This window comes from Streptomyces sp. ISL-87 (assembly GCF_018614095.1).
Lineage (GTDB): Bacteria > Actinomycetota > Actinomycetes > Streptomycetales > Streptomycetaceae > Streptomyces.
This window is the reverse complement of the sequence record NZ_JAGGOY010000007.1, coordinates 68,675-87,106: the sequence shown is the minus strand read 5'-3', so window position 1 is coordinate 87,106 and position 18,432 is coordinate 68,675. Positions and strand designations below refer to the sequence as shown.

Sequence of the window (18,432 nt, the reverse complement as noted above, 5' to 3'; positions counted from 1 at the left end):
GAGTGGGTTTTCGATGGAAAGCCCCGAGCCCTGCCCACTCGGCACGACTCAAAACACAGTGTGGCCCAGATCACTCCCAGACGGCGCGGCACTGGGCGCGGGCCTGCTCGCCGACGCCGCCGGCTTCCCGGGCACGGGCCAGGCACGGGCCCGGCACAGGGCGGGCTCCCGCCGGCGGTGGCCGGGCGCGCGCCGGAGCCGGCGGTCGCGGAGATCTCCGTACGCCGCACCCCGCCCCGGGTGTTCCCGCCTTCGGCGGCTAGCCGCGCTTCGGCAAGGGAACGCGCGCGAGGTCCGCGGCGATCGCGAGCTCGCCCTCGAAGCCGGCCGCGCGGGCCTGGCGTCCGAACTCGGCGGGGTCGGTGTAGCGCTGCGAGAAGTGCGTCAGCACCAGGCTGCGCACCCCCGCGTCGCGCGCCGCGCGGGCCGCCTGGCCGACGGTGAGGTGCCCGTGGTCGGTGGCCAGCCGCTCGTCCTCGTCGAGGAACGTCGACTCGATCACCAGCATGTCGCAGCCCTCGGCGAGCGCGTGGACGCCGGGGCAGAGCCGGGTGTCCATGACGAAGGCGAACCGCTGCCCGGGCCGGTGCTCGCTGACGTCGTCGAGCGTCACGCCGCCCAGCTCCCCCTCGCGCTGGATCCGTCCCACGTCCGGCCCCTTGATCCCGTGCCGCGCGAGCAGTGCGGGGACCATGCGGCGCCCGTCGGGCTCGGTGATCCGGTAGCCGAAGGACTCGACCGGGTGGGAAAGCCGGCGGGCCTCCAGGAGGTACGAGTCCCCGCGCGCCAGCGTCCCGTCCCGCGTCACCGGTTCCTCGCGGAGCAGAACGGTCTCGCGGTAGGCGGTGGCGTAGCGGAGCCGGTCGAAGAACTTCTGCCCCGAGGCGGGATAGTGCGCGGTGACGGGGTGCGGGACCTGGTCGAGGTTGATCCGCTGGATCACCCCGGCGAGGCCGAGGCTGTGGTCGCCGTGGAAGTGGGTGACACAGATCCGGTTGATGTCGTGCGCGGCCACCCCGGCCCGGAGCATCTGGCGCTGGGTCCCCTCGCCCGGGTCGAAGAGGATGCCCTCGCCGTCCCACCGCAGGAGGTACCCGTTGTGGTTGCGGTGGCGGGTGGGCACCTGGCTGGCGGTGCCCAGCACCACGAACTCTCGTACGGACACGGATTATCCGGGGGGCCACTGGAGGCCGCGGCCCCCGAGGACGTGCGCGTGGGCGTGGAAGACGGTCTGGCCGGCGCCGGAGCCGGTGTTGAACACGACCCGGTAGCCGTGGTCGTCGACCTTCTCCTCAGCGGCGATCACGGCGGACTCGCGCAGCAGATCGGCGGCGATGGCGGGCTCCGCGGCGGCGAGGGTGGCGGCGTCGGGGTAGTGCACGCGTGGGATGACGAGCACGTGCGTGGGTGCCTGGGGGTTGATGTCCCGGAAGGCGACGGTCGTCTCGGTCTCCCGGACCACGGTCGCCGGGATGCTCCCCGCGACGATCTTGCAGAACAGGCAGTCGGCTTGCGGTTCCCCGGCCATTGCGTTCGCCTCCCGTGATGGTGGATCAGTCGGGGCATCGTATCCATCCCGCCCTTCCCCGGGAGCCGAGCCCCGGGGCAGGGGTGACCCGGAGCGCGCGGAACGCGCCCCGCCGGACCGGCGTCAGGACCAGCGGCCCGTGCGGGCGAGGAGAACCGCCGTCGCGGCCGTGCCGGCGGTGGAGGTGCGCAGCACCGAGGAGCCCAGGCGGTACGGGTGGGCGCCGACCGCCGCGAAGGCGGCCAGCTCCTCAGGGGAGACGCCGCCCTCCGGGCCGACCACCAGGACGATGGAGCCCGATGCGGGCAGCGGGGCCGCGGCCAGGGCCTGCGAGGGCGTGTCGCGGTCCTCGTGCAGAACCATCGCCAGGTCGGCATCGGCCAGCAGCGCCGCCACCTGCTTGGTGGACATGGCCTCCGCGACCTCCGGGAACCGGACCCGGCGGGACTGCTTGCCCGCCTCCCGGGCGGTGCTGCGCCACTTGGCCAGGGACTTGGCACCGCGGTCCCCGCGCCATTGCGTGATGCACCGCGAGGCCTGCCACGGCACGATCGCGTCCACGCCCGTCTCGGTCATCGTCTCGACGGCCACTTCGCCCCGGTCGCCCTTGGGGAGGGCCTGGACCACCGTGATGCGGACCGGGGGCTGCGGTTCCTGCCCGCTGGAGGACACCGCCACCACCAGGCGGTCCTTGCCCTCCGCCGACTTCACCACCGCCTCCGCCCAGCCGCCCCGGCCGTCCGCGAGGACCACCGCCTCGCCCGGGTTCAGCCGCTTCACGGACACCGCGTGCCGGCCCTCGGGGCCTTCCAGTACGAACTCCGGGCCCGCGGGGACCTCTTCGACCACGAACACCGGGGCGGTCATGACGCTCTCCTCATCTGCATTACCTTCAACGTGCTCTGTGCCTCGGCCAGTTCGGCCGCCAGCACCTCCACCAGCTCCCCCGCCGGCAGCATCCGCGCCAGCCGGTGCCCCTGCCCCGCCCACAGGGCCATGCCCTGCGGGTCCCCGGCCGCGGCGGCCGCCTTGCGCAGCCCCGAGGTCAGGTGGTGGACCTGCGGGTACGCGGCCGGGGCGTACGGCCCGTGCTCCCGCATGAAGCGGTTCACCAGCCCCCGCGCCGGCCGCCCGGAGAACGCCCTGGTCAGCTCGGTACGGACGAACAGCGGATCCGTCAGCGCCTTCTTGTGCAGCGGGTGCGCCCCCGACTCCGGACACCCCAGGAAGGCCGTGCCGAGCTGCGCCGCCTCCGCGCCCGCCGCCAGCAGCGCCGCGATCTGCGAGCCCCGCATCAGGCCGCCTGCCGCGATGATGGGGAGGGCCACGGCCTCTCGTACCTGCGCCACCAGCGCGAGCAGCCCGACGCCCTCCGTGCCGTCGGAGCGCGGGTCGTCGCGGTGGGTGCCCTGGTGGCCTCCCGCCTCGACGCCCTGCACACAGACCGCGTCGGCGCCCGCCTCCTGGGCGGCCCTGGCCTCCTCGACCGAGGTCACGGTGACGACGGTGTGCGTGCCGGCCTTGCGCAGCCGGGTGAGCGTCTCGGGCGGGGGGCAGCCGAAGGTGAACGAGACCACCGGGACGGGGTCTTCGACGAGGATGGCCAGCTTCGCCTCGTAGCCGTCGTCGCAGGTGCCGATGGTGTCCTCGGCGGCGAGCGAGATCTCGTACCAGCCGGCCTCGCCCGCCAGCTGCCCGCGGTACGCCTCGACGGCGGCCGGGTCGACGTAGCCGGTCTGCGGCATGAAGAGGTTCACGCCGAACGGGCGCCGGGTGAGTCCGCGGGTCCGTTTGATCTCCTGGTACATGCCGTCGGCGGTCTTGTAGCCGCCGGCCAGGAAGCCCAGTGCGCCCGCCTCGCACACGGCGGCGGCGAGCGGCGGACACGAGGCGCCGCCCGCCATGGGAGCCTGCACGATCGGGTACTGGTAGAGACCGTTCAGTGCGGTGGACATGGACTGCATCGTGCCATGTCCCGCTCACCGGGCCGAATCATGGCATTCGCCTGGCATAGTCCGCTTCCGCCTGCCGCCTGGATCCCGCCACGGCCCCGGAGCGGGCCTGCCCGGAAAGCGTCGAGCCCGACCCGGGTCATCCCCGGATCGGGCTCGGACGAGGTGGTACGAGGTACCGCGCGGCCGGGTCAGCGGCCGTTGAACGCGTCCTTCAGGCGGCTGAACAGCCCCTGCTGGCCCGGCGCGAACTGGCCCATCGGCCGTTCCTCGCCGCGCAGCTTCGCCAGCTGGCGCAGCAGGTCCTCCTGCGCCGCGTCCAGCTTGCCCGGAGTGGTGACCTCGACGTGGACGATCAGGTCGCCCCGCCCGCCGCCGCGCAGATGCGTGACGCCGCGCCCGTGCAGCGGGATCGACTGACCGGACCCGGTGCCGGGCCTGATGTCGATCTCCTCCAGGCCGTCCAGCGTCTCCAGCGGGCACTTGGTGCCCAGGGCCGCCGCCGTCATCGGGATGGTCACCGTGCAGTGCAGGTCGTCCCCGCGCCGCTGGAAGGTCGGGTGCGACAGCTCGTGGATCTCCACGTACAGGTCGCCGGCGGGGCCGCCGCCGGGGCCGACCTCGCCCTCGCCCGCCAGCTGGATCCGGGTGCCGTTCTCGACGCCGGCCGGGATCTTGACCGTGAGGCTGCGGCGGGAGCGGACCCGGCCGTCGCCCGCGCACTCGGGGCAGGGGGTCGGGACCACGGTGCCGAAGCCCTGGCACTGCGGGCAGGGGCGCGAGGTCATGACCTGGCCCAGGAAGGACCGGGTGACCTGCGAGACCTCACCGCGGCCGCGGCACATGTCACATGTCTGCGCCGAGGTACCGGGGGCCGCGCCCTCGCCGGAGCAGGTGTTGCAGACGACAGCCGTGTCGACCTGGATGTCCTTGGTCGTCCCGAAGGCCGCCTCGTCCAGCTCCAGGTCAAGGCGGATCATGGCGTCCTGGCCGCGCCGGGTCCGCGAGCGCGGGCCGCGCTGCGAGGCCTGGCCGAAGAAGGCGTCCATGATGTCGGAGAAGTTGCCGAAGCCACCCGCCCCGAAGCCGCCCGCGCCGCCGCCTCCCGAGGAGGAGAGCGGGTCGCCGCCGAGGTCGTGGACCTGCTTCTTCTGCGGGTCCGAGAGCACCTCGTAGGCCGCGTTGATCTCCTTGAAGCGCTCCTGCGTCTTCGGGTCCGGATTCACATCCGGGTGGAGTTCACGCGCGAGGCGGCGGAAGGCCTTCTTGATCTCGTCCTGGGATGCGTCGCGGCGCACGCCGAGAACGGCGTAATAGTCCGTGGCCACTTACGACTCCGCCAGGATCTGTCCGACGTAACGTGCCACTGCGCGTACCGCTCCCATCGTTCCGGGGTAGTCCATGCGGGTCGGTCCGACCACGCCGAGTTTGGCGACTGATTCGCCGCCCGAACCGTAGCCGACCGAGACGACGGACGTGGAGTTCAGTCCCTCGTAGGCATTCTCATGCCCGATCTTTACGGCCATCCCCGACTCGCTGGCCTCGCCCAGCAGCTTGAGGAGCACGACCTGCTCCTCCAGCGCTTCGAGCACCGGCCTGATCGTCAGGGGAAAATCGTGTCCGAAGCGGGTGAGATTGGCGGTGCCGCCGATCACCAGCCGCTCCTCGGCCTCCTCGACCAGGGTTTCGAGGAGGGTCGCGAGCACCGTGGAGACCGTGCCGCGGTCCTCCGCGTCGAAGGATTCGGGGAGGTCCTGCACCAGCTGCGGCACGTCGGTGAACCGACGGCCGACGACCCGGCTGTTGAGCCGCGCCCGCAGATCGGCGAGGGAGGTCTCGCCGAAGGGGACCTGGCAGTCGACGAGCCGCTGCTCGACCCGGCCGGTGTCCGTGATCAGTACGAGCATCAGCCGGGCCGGCGCCAGCAACAGCAGCTCGACGTGGCGCACGGTAGAGCGGGTCAGCGACGGGTACTGGACGACGGCGACCTGCCGGGTGAGCTGCGCGAGCAGCCGCACCGTGCGGCCGACGACGTCGTCGAGGTCGACGGCGCCGTCGAGGAAGTTCTGGATGGCCCGGCGCTCGGGCGTCGACAGCGGTTTGACCCCCGCCAGCTTGTCGACGAAGAGCCGGTAGCCCTTGTCCGTGGGGATCCGGCCGGCGCTGGTGTGGGGCTGGGCGATGTAGCCCTCGTCCTCCAGCACGGCCATGTCGTTGCGCACGGTGGCGGGCGAGACGCCGAGCCGGTGCCGCTCGGTGAGCGCCTTGGAGCCGACCGGCTCCTCCGTCCCGACGTAGTCCTGGACGATGGCGCGCAGCACCTCGAGTCTGCGTTCGCTGAGCATCGCGCACACCTCCAGTGATGCGTCGTCGTGATCGTGGTCCGTCGTGGCGTCTGTTGGCACTCAGAGCGTTCGAGTGCCAGAGATCCCCCGGTCAGTGTACGGCTGGGTAGTACGCCGGAGGCAAGGGCGGCCCGTCAGGGGTCGCCAGGGTAGCGTCACGGTTATGGACGTCCGATGGGAAGAGGCGGGCTGGGAGCAGTTGACCGGGCGGAGCGGCCGGCGCCGACTCCCGGTGTGGGACTGCACGGTGGGGCTGGTGGTGGGGGACGAGGGGATCCTCATGATCGACCCCGGCTCGTGCCTGCGGGAGGGCGCGCAGCTGCGGTCCGAGGCGGAGCGGCTGACGGGCCGAAGCGTGACCCATATCGCATTCACGCACGGACATTTCGACCACGTGCTGGGCGGGGCCGCCTTCGCGGGCACCGAGGTGTACGGGGCGGTCGGGCTGGACACGGAGCTCTCGACGGGCCGCGAGGAGCTGCGCGACGGTGCGGTGCGGCACGGGCTGGCCGCGGACGAGGCGGCCGAGGCCGCGGATCTGCTGGTGCTGCCCAAGCACCTGGTGTCGGGCGAGTGGACGCTGGAGCTGGGCGGGGTCCAGGTGCTGCTGGCGAACGTGGGGCCCGGGCACACCCGGCACGACCTGGCGGTCTTCGTGCCGGGCGAGCGCGAGGTGGTGTTCTGCGGGGACCTCGTGGAGGAGTCGGGCGAGCCGCAGGCGGGCCGCGACGCGGTGCCGGCGCGGTGGCCGGCGGCCATGGACCGGCTGCTCTCCCTGGGCGGGGACGACGCGCTGTACGTGCCGGGTCACGGAGCGGTGGTATCGGCGGACTTCGTCCGTGCGCAACGCGACACACTGCGGGGGCGGTTCGGCGTGTCGGACGCCTGAGGGCGGGGTCTCTTCTACTGTCGGCCGGATGCGTGAGTACTCCCCCGACCTGACCCCGCAGTGGAAGCGTGCCAAGCCCGCGCCGGAGGTGCCGGCGGATCCCGGCCTGGTGGTCGAGCTCGCCGGTACGGACTTCTGCGGCGCGGTGGTGGCCTGCGAGGCGGGCACGGTGACCCTGGAGGACCGCTTCGGCAAGCGGCGGGTGTTCCCGCTGGAACCGCGGGGCTTCCTGCTGGAGGGCGCGGTGGTCACCCTGACCCGCCCCACGCGCTCGCCGGCCGCCCCTGCCCGTACGGCCTCGGGCTCGGTCGCGGTCCCGGGGGCGCGGGCACGGGTGGCGCGGGCGGGGCGGATCTACGTCGAGGGCCGCCACGACGCCGAGCTGGTCGAGCGGGTGTGGGGTGACGACCTGCGGATTGAGGGCGTGGTGGTGGAGTACCTGGAGGGCATCGACGACCTCCCCGCCATCGTGGCGGACTTCGCCCCGGCCCCCGACGCCCGCCTGGGCATCCTGGTGGACCACCTGGTCCCGGGCTCGAAGGAATCCCGTATCGCGGCTTCGGTGACCTCGCCGGACGTCCTGATCGTGGGCCATCCGTACGTGGACGTCTGGCAGGCGGTGAAGCCGGCGGCGCTCGGCATCGAGGCGTGGCCGGTGGTCCCGCGGGGCGAGGACTGGAAGACGGGCGTCTGCCGGGCGCTGGGCTGGCCGGAGAACACCGGGGCGGCCTGGCAGCACATCCTGTCCCGCGTGACGTCTTACAAGGACCTGGAGCCCACCCTCCTGGGCGCGGTGGAACACCTCATCGACCACGTCACGGCCTGACCGGCCGGCCCGGCTCCGCCGGGCCGATCCAGCCCCGCCGGCGTTTGAGGCGCGGGTCTGGGGCGGAGCCCCTGGGGGTCCCCCCCGGACGGAGTCTGGGGGAGAAACGGTGAAAGGGCGGGGCGGGGAGAAGCTCCGCCGCAGCGGCACTCCGCACCACCCGGCCCGGATCAGTCCACCAGGTCCCGGACCACCGCGTCGGCCAGCAGCCGCCCCCGCAGGGTCAGGACGGCCCGGCCCGCCTCGTAGGGGCCGGGTTCCAGGAGGCCGTCGGCCAGGGCCCGCCCGGCGGCCGCCAGCCCCGCCGGCGCCAGCAGCGACAGCGGCGCCCCTTCCACCAGCCGCAGCTCCAGCAGGATCCGCTCGACCCGCCGGTCCTCCTCCGACAGCAGCTCCCGGCCCGCCCCCGGGGAGCGGCCCTCCGCCAGCGCGGCGGCGTACGCGCCGGGATGCTTCACGTTCCACCACCGCACCCCGCCCACGTGGGAGTGCGCCCCCGGCCCCGCGCCCCACCAGTCGGCGCCGCGCCAGTACAGCTCGTTGTGCAGGCACCGCCCCGCCTCCGAGGTGGCCCAGTTCGACACCTCGTACCAGGAGTACCCCGCCTCGGCCATCACCGAGTCCGCGATCAGATACCGGTCCGCGTGCACGTCGTCGTCCGTCATCGGGACCTCGCCCCGGCGGATCCGCCGCGCCAGCTGGGTGCCTTCCTCCACGATCAGCGCGTACGCCGAGATGTGGTCCGGCCCCGCCCCCAGCGCGGCCGACAGCGACTCCCGCCAGTCCTCGTCGGACTCGCCCGGCGTCCCGTAGATCAGGTCCAGGTTGACGTGCTCGAAGCCCGCCGCGCGCGCCTCCGCGACGCACGCCTCGGGCCGGCCCGGCGTGTGCGTGCGGTCCAGCACCTTCAGGACGTGCTGCTTCGCGCTCTGCATGCCGAAGGAGATCCGGTTGAAGCCCCCGGCCCGCAGCTCCGCCAGGTACTGCGGATTCACCGACTCCGGATTGGCCTCCGTGGTGATCTCGGCGTCCTCGGCCAGGCCGAACTCGTCACGGATCGCCGCGAGCATCCGTACGAGGTCCCCGGCCGGCAGCAGCGTCGGCGTGCCGCCGCCCACGAACACGGTCCGCACGGCGCGCGGGTCGTCCCCGAGCACCTTCCGGGCGAGGCGGACCTCGTCGATCAGGGTGTCGGCGTAGTTCTCCCGGGAGGCGAGCACACCGCCGGTGCCCCGCAGCTCGGTGGCCGTGTAGGTGTTGAAGTCGCAGTAGCCGCAGCGCGTGGCGCAGTACGGAACGTGCAGGTAGAACCCGAGCGGCCGGTCCCCGGCACCCGCCAGGGCGTGCGACGGCAGCGAGCCGTCTTCGGGCATGGGGTCACCGTCGGGCAGTGCGGAAGGCATGAGCCCATTGTCCCGCACTGCCCCAAGGTCGTTTACGCCTCGTTCGAGCCCGCGTACATCTCGTCGATGAGGTACTTGAACTCGCGCTCGACGACCGGCCGCTTCAGCTTCAGGCTGGGCGTCAGGTCCCCGTGCTCCACGTCGAGGTCGCGCGGCAGCAGCCGGAACTGCTTGATCGTCTGCCAGCGCTGCAAGCCCTCGTTGAGGGTCTGCACGTACGTCTCGATCAGCCGGTTCGTCTCGGGGGCCGCCACGACCTCGGCATACGTCTTCCCCTCCAGGCCGTTGTCGGCCGCCCAGCCCAGGATCGCCGGCCCGTCCAGCGCGATCAGCGCCGAGCAGAAGTTCCGGTCCGCGCCGTGCACCACGATGCTGGAGACATACGGGCAGATCGCCTTGAACTGCCCCTCCACCTCCGCCGGGGCCACGTACTTGCCGCCCGAGGTCTTGATCAGGTCCTTCTTGCGGTCGGTGATGCGCAGGTAGCCGTCGGCCGACAGCTCGCCGATGTCCCCAGTGTGCAGCCAGCCGTCCGCCTCCAGCACCTCGGCGGTCTTCTCGGGCAGCCCGTGGTAGCCCTGCATGATGCCGGGGCTGCGCAGCAGGATCTCACCGTCGTCGGCGATCCGGACCTCGGTGCCGGGGAGCGGCTTGCCGACGGTGCCGGTGCGGTAGGCCTCGCCCGGGTTGACGAAGGAGGCCGCGCTGGACTCGGTGAGCCCGTAGCCCTCCAGGACGTGGATGCCCGCGCCGGAGAAGAAGTAGCCGATCTCGGGGGCCAGGGCGGCGGAGCCGGAGACGGCGGCGCGCAGCTTCCCGCCGAAGGCCTCGCGGAGCTTGGAGTAGACGAGCGCGTCGGCGATCTTGTGCTGGGTGGCGAGGCCGAGGGGGACGCTCGCGTTGCCGGTGCGCCGGAAGTTGTCCTGCCTGACCTTGGCGTATTCGCGGGCGACCCCGGCCGCCCACTTGAAGATCTTGTACTTGGCGCCGCCGGCGGCCCGGGCCTTGCCCGCGGCCCCGTTGTAGACCTTCTCGAAGATGCGCGGGACGGCCGCCATGTACGTCGGCTGCACGATCGGCAGGTTCTCGATGATCTTGTCGATGCGGCCGTCGATCGCGGTGACGTGCCCGACCTCGATCTGGCCGGAGGTCAGCACCTTGCCGAAGACGTGCGCCAGCGGCAGCCACAGGTACTGGACGTCGTCCGAGTGGATCATGCCGGTCGCCACGGTGGCCTTGGCCATGTACGACCAGTTTCCGTGGGGCAGCCGTACGCCCTTGGGGCGGCCGGTGGTGCCGGACGTGTAGATCAGGGTGGCGAGCTGGTCGGCCGTGATGGCCGCGATGCGCTCCTTGACCGCCTCGGGGTGCTTGGCGAGGTGCTCCTTGCCGCGCGCCTCCAGGTCGGCGAGGGAGAGCACCCAGCCCTCGGGATCCCCTTCGACGGCGACCGCGTCGTCGGCGTTCAGGACCACGACGTGGGCCAGCCGGGGCAGCTCGGCGCGGTGCGCGCGGGCCTTCGCGAGCTGCTTGCCGTCCTCGGCGATCAGCACCCGGCTCTCCGAGTCGGCCAGGATGAAGGACGACTCCTCCGCGTTGGTGCTCGGGTAGATGGTGGTGGTCGCGGCGCCGGCGCACATGACGCCGAGGTCCGCGAGGATCCACTCCACCCGGGTGTTGGAGGCGAGCGCGACCCGGTCTTCCGCTTCCAGGCCGAGGTCGATCAGCCCGGCGGCGATGGCGAAGACCCGTTCGGCCGCCTGCCCCCAGCTGAGCGACTTCCAGTCGTCGGGGCCGCCCGCCCCGCCGGCCGCGGGAACCGGGAACCGGTAGGCCTCCGCGTTCGGCGTGGCCGCGACGCGGTCAAGGAAGAGGACCGCCACGCTGGGCGGGCGGTTCTCGATCAAGGTCTGTGTGTCGCTCACGACATCCTCCGGACCGGTCCACGCGGTAGTGCGTGGGCGTGGGGCGCTTGGGCTGGCGGGTTTGTAACTGGCGAGTAACCATCGAGCAGGTGATCAGAGTAGAGGGCGCCCCACCCGGTGCGTAAGAGCCAGCGAGCGGCCGCTTCATAACGAAACGGACCCCCATGCGTGTGCATGTGGGTCCGTTTCGTACGACTTGGGAGGCGAGGGTGCTACTTCTTCTTGCCGCCGGACTCGTCGCTGGAGAGGACGGCGATGAAGGCCTCCTGCGGAACCTCCACAGAACCGACCATCTTCATCCGCTTCTTGCCCTCCTTCTGCTTCTCCAGCAGCTTCCGCTTACGGGAGATGTCACCGCCGTAGCACTTGGCGAGGACGTCCTTGCGGATGGCGCGGATGGTCTCGCGGGCGATGACCCGCGAACCGACGGCCGCCTGGATCGGCACCTCGAAGGCCTGCCGCGGGATGAGCTCGCGCAGCTTGGCGACCAGGCGCACACCGTAGGCGTAGGCCGCGTCCTTGTGGGTGACGGCGGAGAAGGCGTCGACCTTGTCGCCGTGCAGCAGGATGTCGACCTTGACGAGCGAACCGCTCTGCTCGCCGGTGGGCTCGTAGTCGAGGGAGGCGTAGCCGCGCGTCTTGGACTTCAGCTGGTCGAAGAAGTCGAAGACGATCTCCGCGAGCGGGAGGGTGTAGCGGATCTCGACGCGGTCCTCGGAGAGGTAGTCCATGCCCAGCAGCGAGCCGCGGCGGGTCTGGCAGAGCTCCATGATCGCACCGATGAACTCGGTGGGCGCGAGCACGGTGGCCCGCACGACCGGCTCGAACACGTCCGAGATCTTGCCCTCGGGGAACTCGCTCGGGTTGGTGACGGTGACTTCCTTGCCGTCCTCCAGGACGACGCGGTAGACCACGTTCGGCGCGGTGGCGATCAGGTCGAGCCCGAACTCCCGCTCCAGGCGCTCGCGCACCACGTCCAGGTGGAGCAGGCCGAGGAAGCCGACGCGGAAGCCGAAGCCGAGCGCCGCCGAGGTCTCCGGCTCGTAGACGAGCGCGGCGTCGTTGAGCTGCAGCTTGTCCAGGGCCTCGCGCAGGTCCGGGTAGTCCGAGCCGTCGAGCGGGTACAGGCCCGAGAAGACCATCGGCCGCGGGTCCTTGTAGCCGCCGAGGGCCTCGGTGGCGCCGTTGTGCAGGCTGGTGATGGTGTCACCGACCTTGGACTGACGGACGTCCTTCACGCCGGTGATGATGTAGCCCACCTCGCCGACGCCGATGCCGTCGGCCGGGGTCATCTCCGGGGAGGAGACACCGATCTCCAGCAGCTCGTGGGTGGCACCGGTGGACATCATCCGGATGCGCTCGCGCTTGCTGAGCTGGCCGTCGACGACACGGACGTACGTGACGACGCCGCGGTACGAGTCGTAGACCGAGTCGAAGATCATCGCGCGGGCGGGGGCGTCCTTGACGCCGACCGGGGCCGGGACGGTCGCGACGACCTTGTCGAGCAGGGCCTCCACACCGAGACCGGTCTTGGCGGAGACCCGCAGGACGTCCTCGGGCTGGCAGCCGACGAGGTTCGCGAGCTCCTCGGCGAACTTCTCCGGCTGGGCGGCCGGCAGGTCGATCTTGTTCAGTACGGGGACGATCGCGAGGTCGTTCTCCATCGCCAGGTACAGGTTGGCGAGGGTCTGCGCCTCGATGCCCTGGGCGGCGTCCACCAGGAGGACCGTGCCCTCGCACGCGGCGAGGGAGCGGGAGACCTCGTAGGTGAAGTCGACGTGCCCGGGGGTGTCGATCATGTTGAGGATGTGGGTGCTGCCCTTGCCCTCGCCCTCGGTGGGCGCCCACGGCAGTCGGACCGCCTGGGACTTGATCGTGATGCCGCGCTCACGCTCGATGTCCATGCGGTCGAGGTACTGGGCGCGCATCTGCCGCTGGTCGACCACACCGGTGAGCTGGAGCATCCGGTCGGCAAGGGTCGACTTGCCGTGGTCGATGTGCGCGATGATGCAGAAATTGCGGATCAGCGCCGGGTCGGTACGGCTCGGCTCGGGCACGTGGCTGGGGATGGCGGGCACGCAGTGTCCTGATTCTCGGGTCGCAGTCGGAACGAAATCTGAGCATCGTCTGAGCGAGAGTCCGGATCTCGCCGGGCTCCTGCCGCGGCGATGTCGGATCTGTACGCAGACTCCCATGGTCCCATGGACGGGGACATGCGCTCGGTTTGGGCCGGTCGAACCGCGCCTGGTAGCCTGAGCAGCTGTGTCTCGTATGCCCTCTCAGCTGTCGGGACACAATCCGAAGATCAAACTCTGAACCTGAAAAGGCTCTTTCGTGGCGAACATCAAGTCCCAGATCAAGCGGAACAAGACGAACGAGAAGGCGCGCCTGCGCAACAAGGCCGTCAAGTCTTCGCTCAAGACCGCGATCCGCAAGGCCCGCGAGGCCGTCCTCGCCGGTGACGTCGAGAAGGCCACCGTGGCTTCCCGCGACGCCGCGCGTGCGCTCGACAAGGCTGTCTCGAAGGGTGTCATCCACAAGAACGCCGCCGCCAACAAGAAGTCGGCGCTGGCCACCAAGGTTGCCTCCCTTCAGGGCTGAGCTCCTGATGTGATCGCCGGATAGGGATCCAGCGGGCCCTCTCTCCCGCTCCTGACCGGCACCCCGCGCCGCACACGAAGCGTTCGCCACGCGGGTGCGGCGCAACCAAGAAGTATCCGAAGGCCCCGGCCTCCACCCTTCCCCAGGGCGGTGGCCGGGGCCTTCGTCTTGCCCGGGCGGCTCTCGCCCGGGCGACTCACGCCCCGGGCGGCTCTCGCCCCGGGCGACTCACGCTCAGGCGACTCTCCCCCGGGCGACTCTCGCCCCGGGCCGCTCTCGCTCAGGCGGCGACAGCGGCGAGCACCGTGGCCGTCAGCGTCCGCGGCGCGTCCTCCGGGGCCATCCGGCCGGCCTTCACCTCGGCTGCGGCCGCGTCGACGAGGCTGTAGACGACGGTCACCAGCCAGTCGGCGGACAGATCGGCGCGCAGCTCACCGGCCTCCTGGCCGCGGACGATCAGGCGGCGGACGGGGGCCAGGACCCGGCCGTGGCGCTCGCGGAGCCGCTCGGGCGGGAGCGCGGCGGAGACGGCGGCGAAGACGGCGGCGTGCCGGTCGAGCAGCCGCCAGGAGGTGTGCACCAGCCGTTCGAGTCCGGCGACGGCCCCCTCCGCACCCGCGGGACCCGCCGCCCCCTCCGCCTCGGCCGCGTCGGGGACTTCAAGGGCGGCGGCGGCCTCGGTGACGGCGCGCTCCAGGGCGGCGTCGAGGAGCGCCTCGCGGGTCGGGAAGTGCGAGTAGAGCGTGACGCGGCTGACTCCCGCGGCGCGGGCGATGGCGGTCATGCTCGCCTGCGGATCAGCGAGGAAGCAGTCCAGGCCGGCATCGATGATCGCGGCGGTGTTGCGCTCCGCGTCGGCGCGGCGGCGGGGTCGGTTGGCGTCGGTGCCCATGCACTCAAACCTAACACCCCTGTTCACATTCCAGCACCGAGCCCGCATACTCGATCCGATCCCTAACGCGACTGTAAAGGTTAAGGCGGCTCGCCATGTCCCCAGACGGCCACACCCACACCCACACCCACGCCCAGACTCACACCCACGCCCACACCCACGCCCACACCCACGCCCACACCCACGCCCACCGCTGGCGGCTCCTCGCCCTCCTCTGCCTGGCCCAGTTCATGCTCATCGCCGACGTGACGGTGGTGAACGTGGCCCTCCCCGCCATCGGATCCGACCTCGGCCTCTCCCCGTCCGGACTCACCTGGGTGGTGACCGCGTACACCCTCTTCTTCGGCAGCCTGCTGCTGGTCGGCGGAAGGCTGGCCGACCGGTTCGGGGCGCGCCGGATGTTCCTGACCGGGCTGACGCTGTTCACCGCGGCCTCGGCGGCGTCCGGCCTCGCGGCGGAGGGCGGGACCCTGATCGCGGCCCGCTCAGCCCAGGGAGTGGCGGCGGCGCTGCTCTCACCGGCGGCGATGGCCCTGGTCACGGCGTTGTTCCAGGGCCCGGAGCGACACCGCGCCCTCGGTGTCTGGGCGGCGATCGGCGGCGCCGGCGCGGCCATCGGCGTCCTCCTCGGCGGGGTACTCACCGACGGGCCCGGCTGGCGTTGGATCTTCTACGTCAACCTGCCGGCCGGGGTGTGCGCACTGATCGCCGTCCCGCTGCTGCTTGGGCCGTCCCTTCGCGCCCCCGGCGCACGCGACGCGCGGCGGCGCCCCCTGAACGTATCGGGGTCCCTCCTGCTGACCGGGACTTCCGCCGGGCTGGTCTACGGCCTGACCGCGGGCTCCTGGCCCTGGCTGACCGGGGCCGCGGCGGCCGGCGGCCTGCTCGTGCTGACACAACGCCGGACCCGGAACCCGCTGGTGCCGCCCTCCCTGCGGGGCCGCCGCGCCCTGCTGGGCGGGAGCGCGGTGATGCTGGGGGCGGCGGGGCTGCTGGTGGCGGGCTTCTACCTGAGCTCCCTGCACATCCAGCACACCCTGGGGCGAAGCCCCCTGGTCACTGGGCTGGCCTTCCTCCCGGTGGCGGTGGCGGTCACTGCGGGCGCGCACCTCGGCAGCCGGGCCGTTGTCCGCCTCGGCTGGCGCCCGACCGGCGCCGCGGCGTTCACCCTGGCCGCGGCCGGCGCGGCCGTGACCTCGGCCGGCGGGCTCTGGACGGACCTGGTCCCGGGCTTCGCCCTGCTGGCCCTCGGCCTCGGCGCGGCCTTCGTCTGCGCCACGACGGCCGCCCTCGGCAACGTCGACCCGGACCACACCGGCCTGGCCTCCGGGCTGATCGGCACCTCACACGAACTCGGCGCCGCCGTCGGCGTAGCCGCCCTCACCTCCGGCAGCTTCACCACCCTCACCCTCCCAGCCCTGGCCCTGGCCCTCGCCCTGTCCGCCCCCCTCCTCCTCCCCAAAGGCCACCCCTCCCCCTCAACAACCCACACCCTGTCCCACTGACTCCCCGCCGAAGCCCCTGCCCCAAGCCGGCCGAACCCACCAGACCACGACCCACCGAGGCCGGCCAGCACATCCGAAGCGTTGTCCCGGAGCGCCGGAGCCCGGCGGAGCCCGGCGGAGCCCCCGGGTCCCGACGGAGCCCGACCGAGCCCGACGGCGCCCAGCGGAGTCCGACGGACCCGGCGGAGCCCGGCGGAGCCCAGGCGAGCGCCCGAGTGCCGACGGAGCCCGGCCGAGCCCTCGAGTTCCGGCGGAGCTACCGGTGTTGGGGGCGGGCCGCGCGGGCTACTGCCACGACCGCCTTTTCGAGCGCGTACTCGGGGTCGTCGCCCCCGCCCTTGACCCCGGCGTCAGCCGCGGCCACGGCGCGCAGGGCCTCGGAGACGGCGTCCGCCGACCAGCCCCGCATCTGCTGCCGGACCCGGTCGATCTTCCACGGCGGCATCCCGAGGTCCCTGGCGAGGTCGCCCGGGCGGGCCCCGCGCGGCGCGGAAGCCAGCTTGCCGATCGCACGGACCGCCTGGGCCAGCGCGCTGGTGATCAGAACCGGCGCCACCCCCGTCGACAGGGACCAGCGCAGGGCTTCGAGGGCCTCGGCCGCCCGCCCCTCGACCGCGCGGTCGGCGACGGTGAAGCTGGAGGCCTCCGCCCGGCCGGTGTAGTAACGGCCGACCACGGCCTCGTCGATGGTGCCCTCGACATCCGCGCACAGCTGCGCCGCCGCACTCGCCAGCTCCCGCAGGTCGCTGCCGATCGCATCGACCAGGCTCTGGCATGCCTCGGGCGTCGCCGACCGGCCCAGGGTGCGGAACTCGCCCCGCACGAACGAAAGCCGGTCCGCCGCCTTCGTCATCTTCGGGCAGGCGATCTCGCGGGCACCCGCCTTCCGCGCCGCGTCCAGCAGGCCCTTGCCCTTGACGCCGCCGGCGTGGAGGAGGACGAGGGCGATCTCCTCGAACGGCGCCGCGAGGTACGCCTTCACCTCCTTGACGGTGTCCGCGGACAGGTCCTGCGCGTTGCGCACGACCAGGACCTTGCGCTCGGAGAAGAGGGAGGGGCTCGTCAGCTCGGCCAGCGTGCCGGGCTGGAGCTGCTCGGACGCGAGGTCCCGCACGTCCGTGTCGGCGTCGGCGGCGCGGGCGGCCGCCACCACCTCCCGTACGGCGCGGTCGAGCAGCAGGTCCTCCTGCCCCACCGCGAGGGTGAGCGGGGCGAGGGGATCGTCGGTGGAGTTCTTCCTGGTGGCCATCGCCTCCAGCATCCCACGGCGTACTGACAGTCCCCCGCGCCCCGGCGCCCCTCACCACGGCCCCCCTCACCCCATACCTGAGAATGGTCCGGTGAACGTGCGACATGTACTGGTCCTGCCCGACCGCGACGCCGCCGAGGAGGTGGCGCAGGAGGTCGTCGACCGCTTCGGCCTGCCGGAGGAACCGCAGCTGGTCCGCGACGCCCTGGCCGGTGAGGACGACGCCGAGGACGCCCAGTGGCTGGTGGTCGTGGAGGACCCGCGGGAACGCCTGGACTCCACCTCCCTGGACACCCTCGCCGCCGAGTACGAGGGCTGGCTGGAGGCCCCGTAGACCCTGCCGAGCCCCAGGGCGCGCCGGTACGCCTAGGCCTTGTGGACGATCTGGATGTCCAGTTCCACTTCCACGCTCGAACCGATCGCCGCGATCCCGTGGGCCAGCATCGACTGCCAGTTCAGGGTGAAGTCCTCCCGTTGCAGTTCGGCCGTCGCGCGGCAGACGGCGCGGGGTTCGCCCTCCAGGCCCGTGCCGAGACCCAGGTACTGGGTGTCCAGGGTGACGGAACGGCTGACGCCGTGGAGGGTGAGGGCTCCCGCGACGGCCCAGCGGCTGCCGCTGCGGTGGATGAACCGTTCGCTGTAGAACTCCACCGTCGGGTGGTGGGCGGAGTCCAGGAAGTCGGCGGAGCGCAGGTGGTCGTCCCGCATCCGCAGCCCGGTGTCGATGCTCGCCGCATCGATGATGACGTGCATGGAGGAGTCCTCCATGCGCTCGGCTATCCGTACCGCCCCGGCGAAGGTGTTGAACCTGCCGTGGATCCGGGCGAAGCCGATGTGCCGCGCCGTGAAGGCGATCGACGAGTGCGCGGGGTCGAGTTCCCAGTGCCCGGGCTGCGGCAGCAGAGGCGGCTCCACCGCGTCGAGGATGATCTCCCCGGTGCCGGGTTGCGCCGGGTCCCCCACCAGCGTCGCCCCGTGGAACGGCGCGTAGCCCTCCGCGGTGACCGAAAGCCGGTACTCCCCCTCCGGCATGGCCGCGGTGAACCCGCCGAACGGGTCCGTCTCGCCGCTGACGACCCGTCGGCCGATCGGGTCGGTGACCTCGAACTTGGCCTGCCGGACCGGCTGGTGGACCGTGTCGAGGACACGGCAGCTGAGCAGCCGCGCAGAAGGCGGCAGGGTCAATGTCGCGGATGTGTGTGAGCTGGCACTTCCGGCCGTCTCCATCCCCCGTCGGCGTCCGAACATGGTTGATGCACCCCCGTGCTGTGTGGACTTGGACCGCTCTGGCGAAAACGCATTCGATCATGCTGTCGG

17 protein-coding genes are annotated in these 18,432 nt (G+C 72.1%); 5 read left to right on the top strand and 12 right to left on the bottom strand.

Annotated elements, in window-relative coordinates; translation table 11 throughout:
• Positions 1-259: 259 nt before the first annotated feature.
• From J7I97_RS01925 to hrcA, 6 genes are all read right to left on the bottom strand, one after another.
• Positions 260-1,165 (bottom strand): ribonuclease Z, encoded by a 906-nt coding sequence (locus J7I97_RS01925; protein WP_214930557.1) that lies wholly within the window; start codon positions 1,163-1,165, stop codon positions 260-262.
• A gap of 3 nt (positions 1,166-1,168) precedes the next feature.
• Complete coding sequence (locus tag J7I97_RS01920) at positions 1,169-1,528, bottom strand: histidine triad nucleotide-binding protein (protein ID WP_214930556.1); 360 nt, start codon at positions 1,526-1,528, stop codon at positions 1,169-1,171.
• A gap of 123 nt (positions 1,529-1,651) precedes the next feature.
• Positions 1,652-2,395, bottom strand: a complete 744-nt coding sequence (locus tag J7I97_RS01915) for a 16S rRNA (uracil(1498)-N(3))-methyltransferase (RefSeq protein ID WP_214930555.1) — start codon at positions 2,393-2,395, stop codon at positions 1,652-1,654.
• A complete protein-coding gene (locus tag J7I97_RS01910; protein WP_214930554.1) occupies positions 2,392-3,483 on the bottom strand; it encodes a nitronate monooxygenase in 1,092 nt (363 codons plus the stop codon). Before J7I97_RS01910 ends, J7I97_RS01915 begins: the two co-directional genes overlap by 4 nt.
• Before the next feature lie 188 nt (positions 3,484-3,671).
• On the bottom strand, positions 3,672-4,808 hold the full coding sequence (dnaJ, locus tag J7I97_RS01905; protein ID WP_214930553.1) for a molecular chaperone DnaJ: 1,137 nt from the start codon (positions 4,806-4,808) through the stop codon (positions 3,672-3,674).
• On the bottom strand, positions 4,809-5,825 hold the full coding sequence (hrcA, locus tag J7I97_RS01900; protein WP_214930552.1) for a heat-inducible transcriptional repressor HrcA: 1,017 nt from the start codon (positions 5,823-5,825) through the stop codon (positions 4,809-4,811). It lies immediately after the preceding gene.
• Positions 5,826-5,988: 163 nt separating this feature from the next.
• On the opposite strand from hrcA, the gene J7I97_RS01895 reads away from it, so the two are divergent.
• Both J7I97_RS01895 and J7I97_RS01890 read left to right on the top strand, forming a co-directional pair.
• Positions 5,989-6,714 carry an MBL fold metallo-hydrolase gene (locus J7I97_RS01895; RefSeq protein ID WP_214930551.1) on the top strand — a complete coding sequence of 242 codons (726 nt, stop codon included), beginning with the start codon at positions 5,989-5,991 and terminating at the stop codon, positions 6,712-6,714.
• A gap of 28 nt (positions 6,715-6,742) precedes the next feature.
• Positions 6,743-7,540 (top strand): DUF3097 domain-containing protein, encoded by a 798-nt coding sequence (locus J7I97_RS01890; RefSeq protein WP_214930550.1) that lies wholly within the window; start codon positions 6,743-6,745, stop codon positions 7,538-7,540.
• Between the two features lie 170 nt (positions 7,541-7,710).
• Here J7I97_RS01890 and hemW read toward each other — a convergent pair whose 3' ends face one another.
• The 3 genes from hemW to lepA all read right to left on the bottom strand — a co-directional run bounded on the left by hemW (position 7,711) and on the right by lepA (position 12,946).
• Positions 7,711-8,943 (bottom strand): radical SAM family heme chaperone HemW, encoded by a 1,233-nt coding sequence (hemW, locus tag J7I97_RS01885; RefSeq protein ID WP_214930549.1) that lies wholly within the window; start codon positions 8,941-8,943, stop codon positions 7,711-7,713.
• A 32-nt stretch (positions 8,944-8,975) separates the two neighbouring features.
• A complete protein-coding gene (locus J7I97_RS01880) occupies positions 8,976-10,868 on the bottom strand; it encodes a long-chain fatty acid--CoA ligase (protein WP_214930548.1) in 1,893 nt (630 codons plus the stop codon).
• A gap of 212 nt (positions 10,869-11,080) precedes the next feature.
• Positions 11,081-12,946: a translation elongation factor 4 gene (gene lepA / locus J7I97_RS01875; RefSeq protein WP_214930547.1), complete on the bottom strand. Its 1,866-nt coding sequence runs from the start codon at positions 12,944-12,946 to the stop codon at positions 11,081-11,083.
• 256 nt (positions 12,947-13,202) lie between these two features.
• Between lepA and rpsT the strand changes: the two genes are divergently transcribed.
• Positions 13,203-13,469, top strand: coding sequence for a 30S ribosomal protein S20 (rpsT, locus tag J7I97_RS01870; RefSeq protein ID WP_109778829.1), 267 nt, complete (start codon positions 13,203-13,205; stop codon positions 13,467-13,469).
• Positions 13,470-13,749: 280 nt separating this feature from the next.
• On the opposite strand, the gene J7I97_RS01865 is transcribed toward rpsT, so the two are convergent.
• Positions 13,750-14,361 (bottom strand): TetR/AcrR family transcriptional regulator, encoded by a 612-nt coding sequence (locus J7I97_RS01865; protein ID WP_214930546.1) that lies wholly within the window; start codon positions 14,359-14,361, stop codon positions 13,750-13,752.
• A gap of 95 nt (positions 14,362-14,456) precedes the next feature.
• Between J7I97_RS01865 and J7I97_RS01860 the strand changes: the two genes are divergently transcribed.
• Positions 14,457-15,866, top strand: coding sequence for an MFS transporter (locus J7I97_RS01860; RefSeq protein ID WP_214930545.1), 1,410 nt, complete (start codon positions 14,457-14,459; stop codon positions 15,864-15,866).
• A 256-nt stretch (positions 15,867-16,122) separates the two neighbouring features.
• Here the strand turns inward: J7I97_RS01860 and holA are convergent, their stop codons facing one another.
• A complete protein-coding gene (holA, locus tag J7I97_RS01855; RefSeq protein WP_214930544.1) occupies positions 16,123-17,115 on the bottom strand; it encodes a DNA polymerase III subunit delta in 993 nt (330 codons plus the stop codon).
• Between the two features lie 91 nt (positions 17,116-17,206).
• Here holA and J7I97_RS01850 point away from each other — a divergent pair, with 91 nt between their 5' ends.
• Positions 17,207-17,449: a hypothetical protein gene (locus J7I97_RS01850; RefSeq protein WP_214930543.1), complete on the top strand. Its 243-nt coding sequence runs from the start codon at positions 17,207-17,209 to the stop codon at positions 17,447-17,449.
• A 32-nt stretch (positions 17,450-17,481) separates the two neighbouring features.
• On the opposite strand, the gene J7I97_RS01845 is transcribed toward J7I97_RS01850, so the two are convergent.
• Entirely contained in the window at positions 17,482-18,363 is an 882-nt protein-coding gene (locus J7I97_RS01845) for a YceI family protein (protein WP_214930542.1), read from the bottom strand.
• Positions 18,364-18,432 lie beyond the last annotated feature (69 nt).

What these genes read in the sequence shown, in the direction of transcription:
- J7I97_RS01920 (WP_214930556.1), bottom strand. Translation starts at nt 1,528, where the DNA reads ATGGCCGGGGAACCGCAAGCCGACTGCCTGTTCTGCAAGATCGTCGCG.
- J7I97_RS01915 (WP_214930555.1), bottom strand. Translation starts at nt 2,395, where the DNA reads ATGACCGCCCCGGTGTTCGTGGTCGAAGAGGTCCCCGCGGGCCCGGAG.
- J7I97_RS01910 (WP_214930554.1), bottom strand. Translation starts at nt 3,483, where the DNA reads ATGTCCACCGCACTGAACGGTCTCTACCAGTACCCGATCGTGCAGGCT.
- hrcA (WP_214930552.1), bottom strand. Translation starts at nt 5,825, where the DNA reads ATGCTCAGCGAACGCAGACTCGAGGTGCTGCGCGCCATCGTCCAGGAC.
- J7I97_RS01895 (WP_214930551.1), top strand. Translation starts at nt 5,989, where the DNA reads ATGGACGTCCGATGGGAAGAGGCGGGCTGGGAGCAGTTGACCGGGCGG.
- J7I97_RS01890 (WP_214930550.1), top strand. Translation starts at nt 6,743, where the DNA reads ATGCGTGAGTACTCCCCCGACCTGACCCCGCAGTGGAAGCGTGCCAAG.
- hemW (WP_214930549.1), bottom strand. Translation starts at nt 8,943, where the DNA reads ATGCCTTCCGCACTGCCCGACGGTGACCCCATGCCCGAAGACGGCTCG.
- J7I97_RS01865 (WP_214930546.1), bottom strand. Translation starts at nt 14,361, where the DNA reads ATGGGCACCGACGCCAACCGACCCCGCCGCCGCGCCGACGCGGAGCGC.
- J7I97_RS01860 (WP_214930545.1), top strand. Translation starts at nt 14,457, where the DNA reads ATGTCCCCAGACGGCCACACCCACACCCACACCCACGCCCAGACTCAC.
- holA (WP_214930544.1), bottom strand. Translation starts at nt 17,115, where the DNA reads ATGGCCACCAGGAAGAACTCCACCGACGATCCCCTCGCCCCGCTCACC.
- J7I97_RS01845 (WP_214930542.1), bottom strand. Translation starts at nt 18,363, where the DNA reads ATGTTCGGACGCCGACGGGGGATGGAGACGGCCGGAAGTGCCAGCTCA.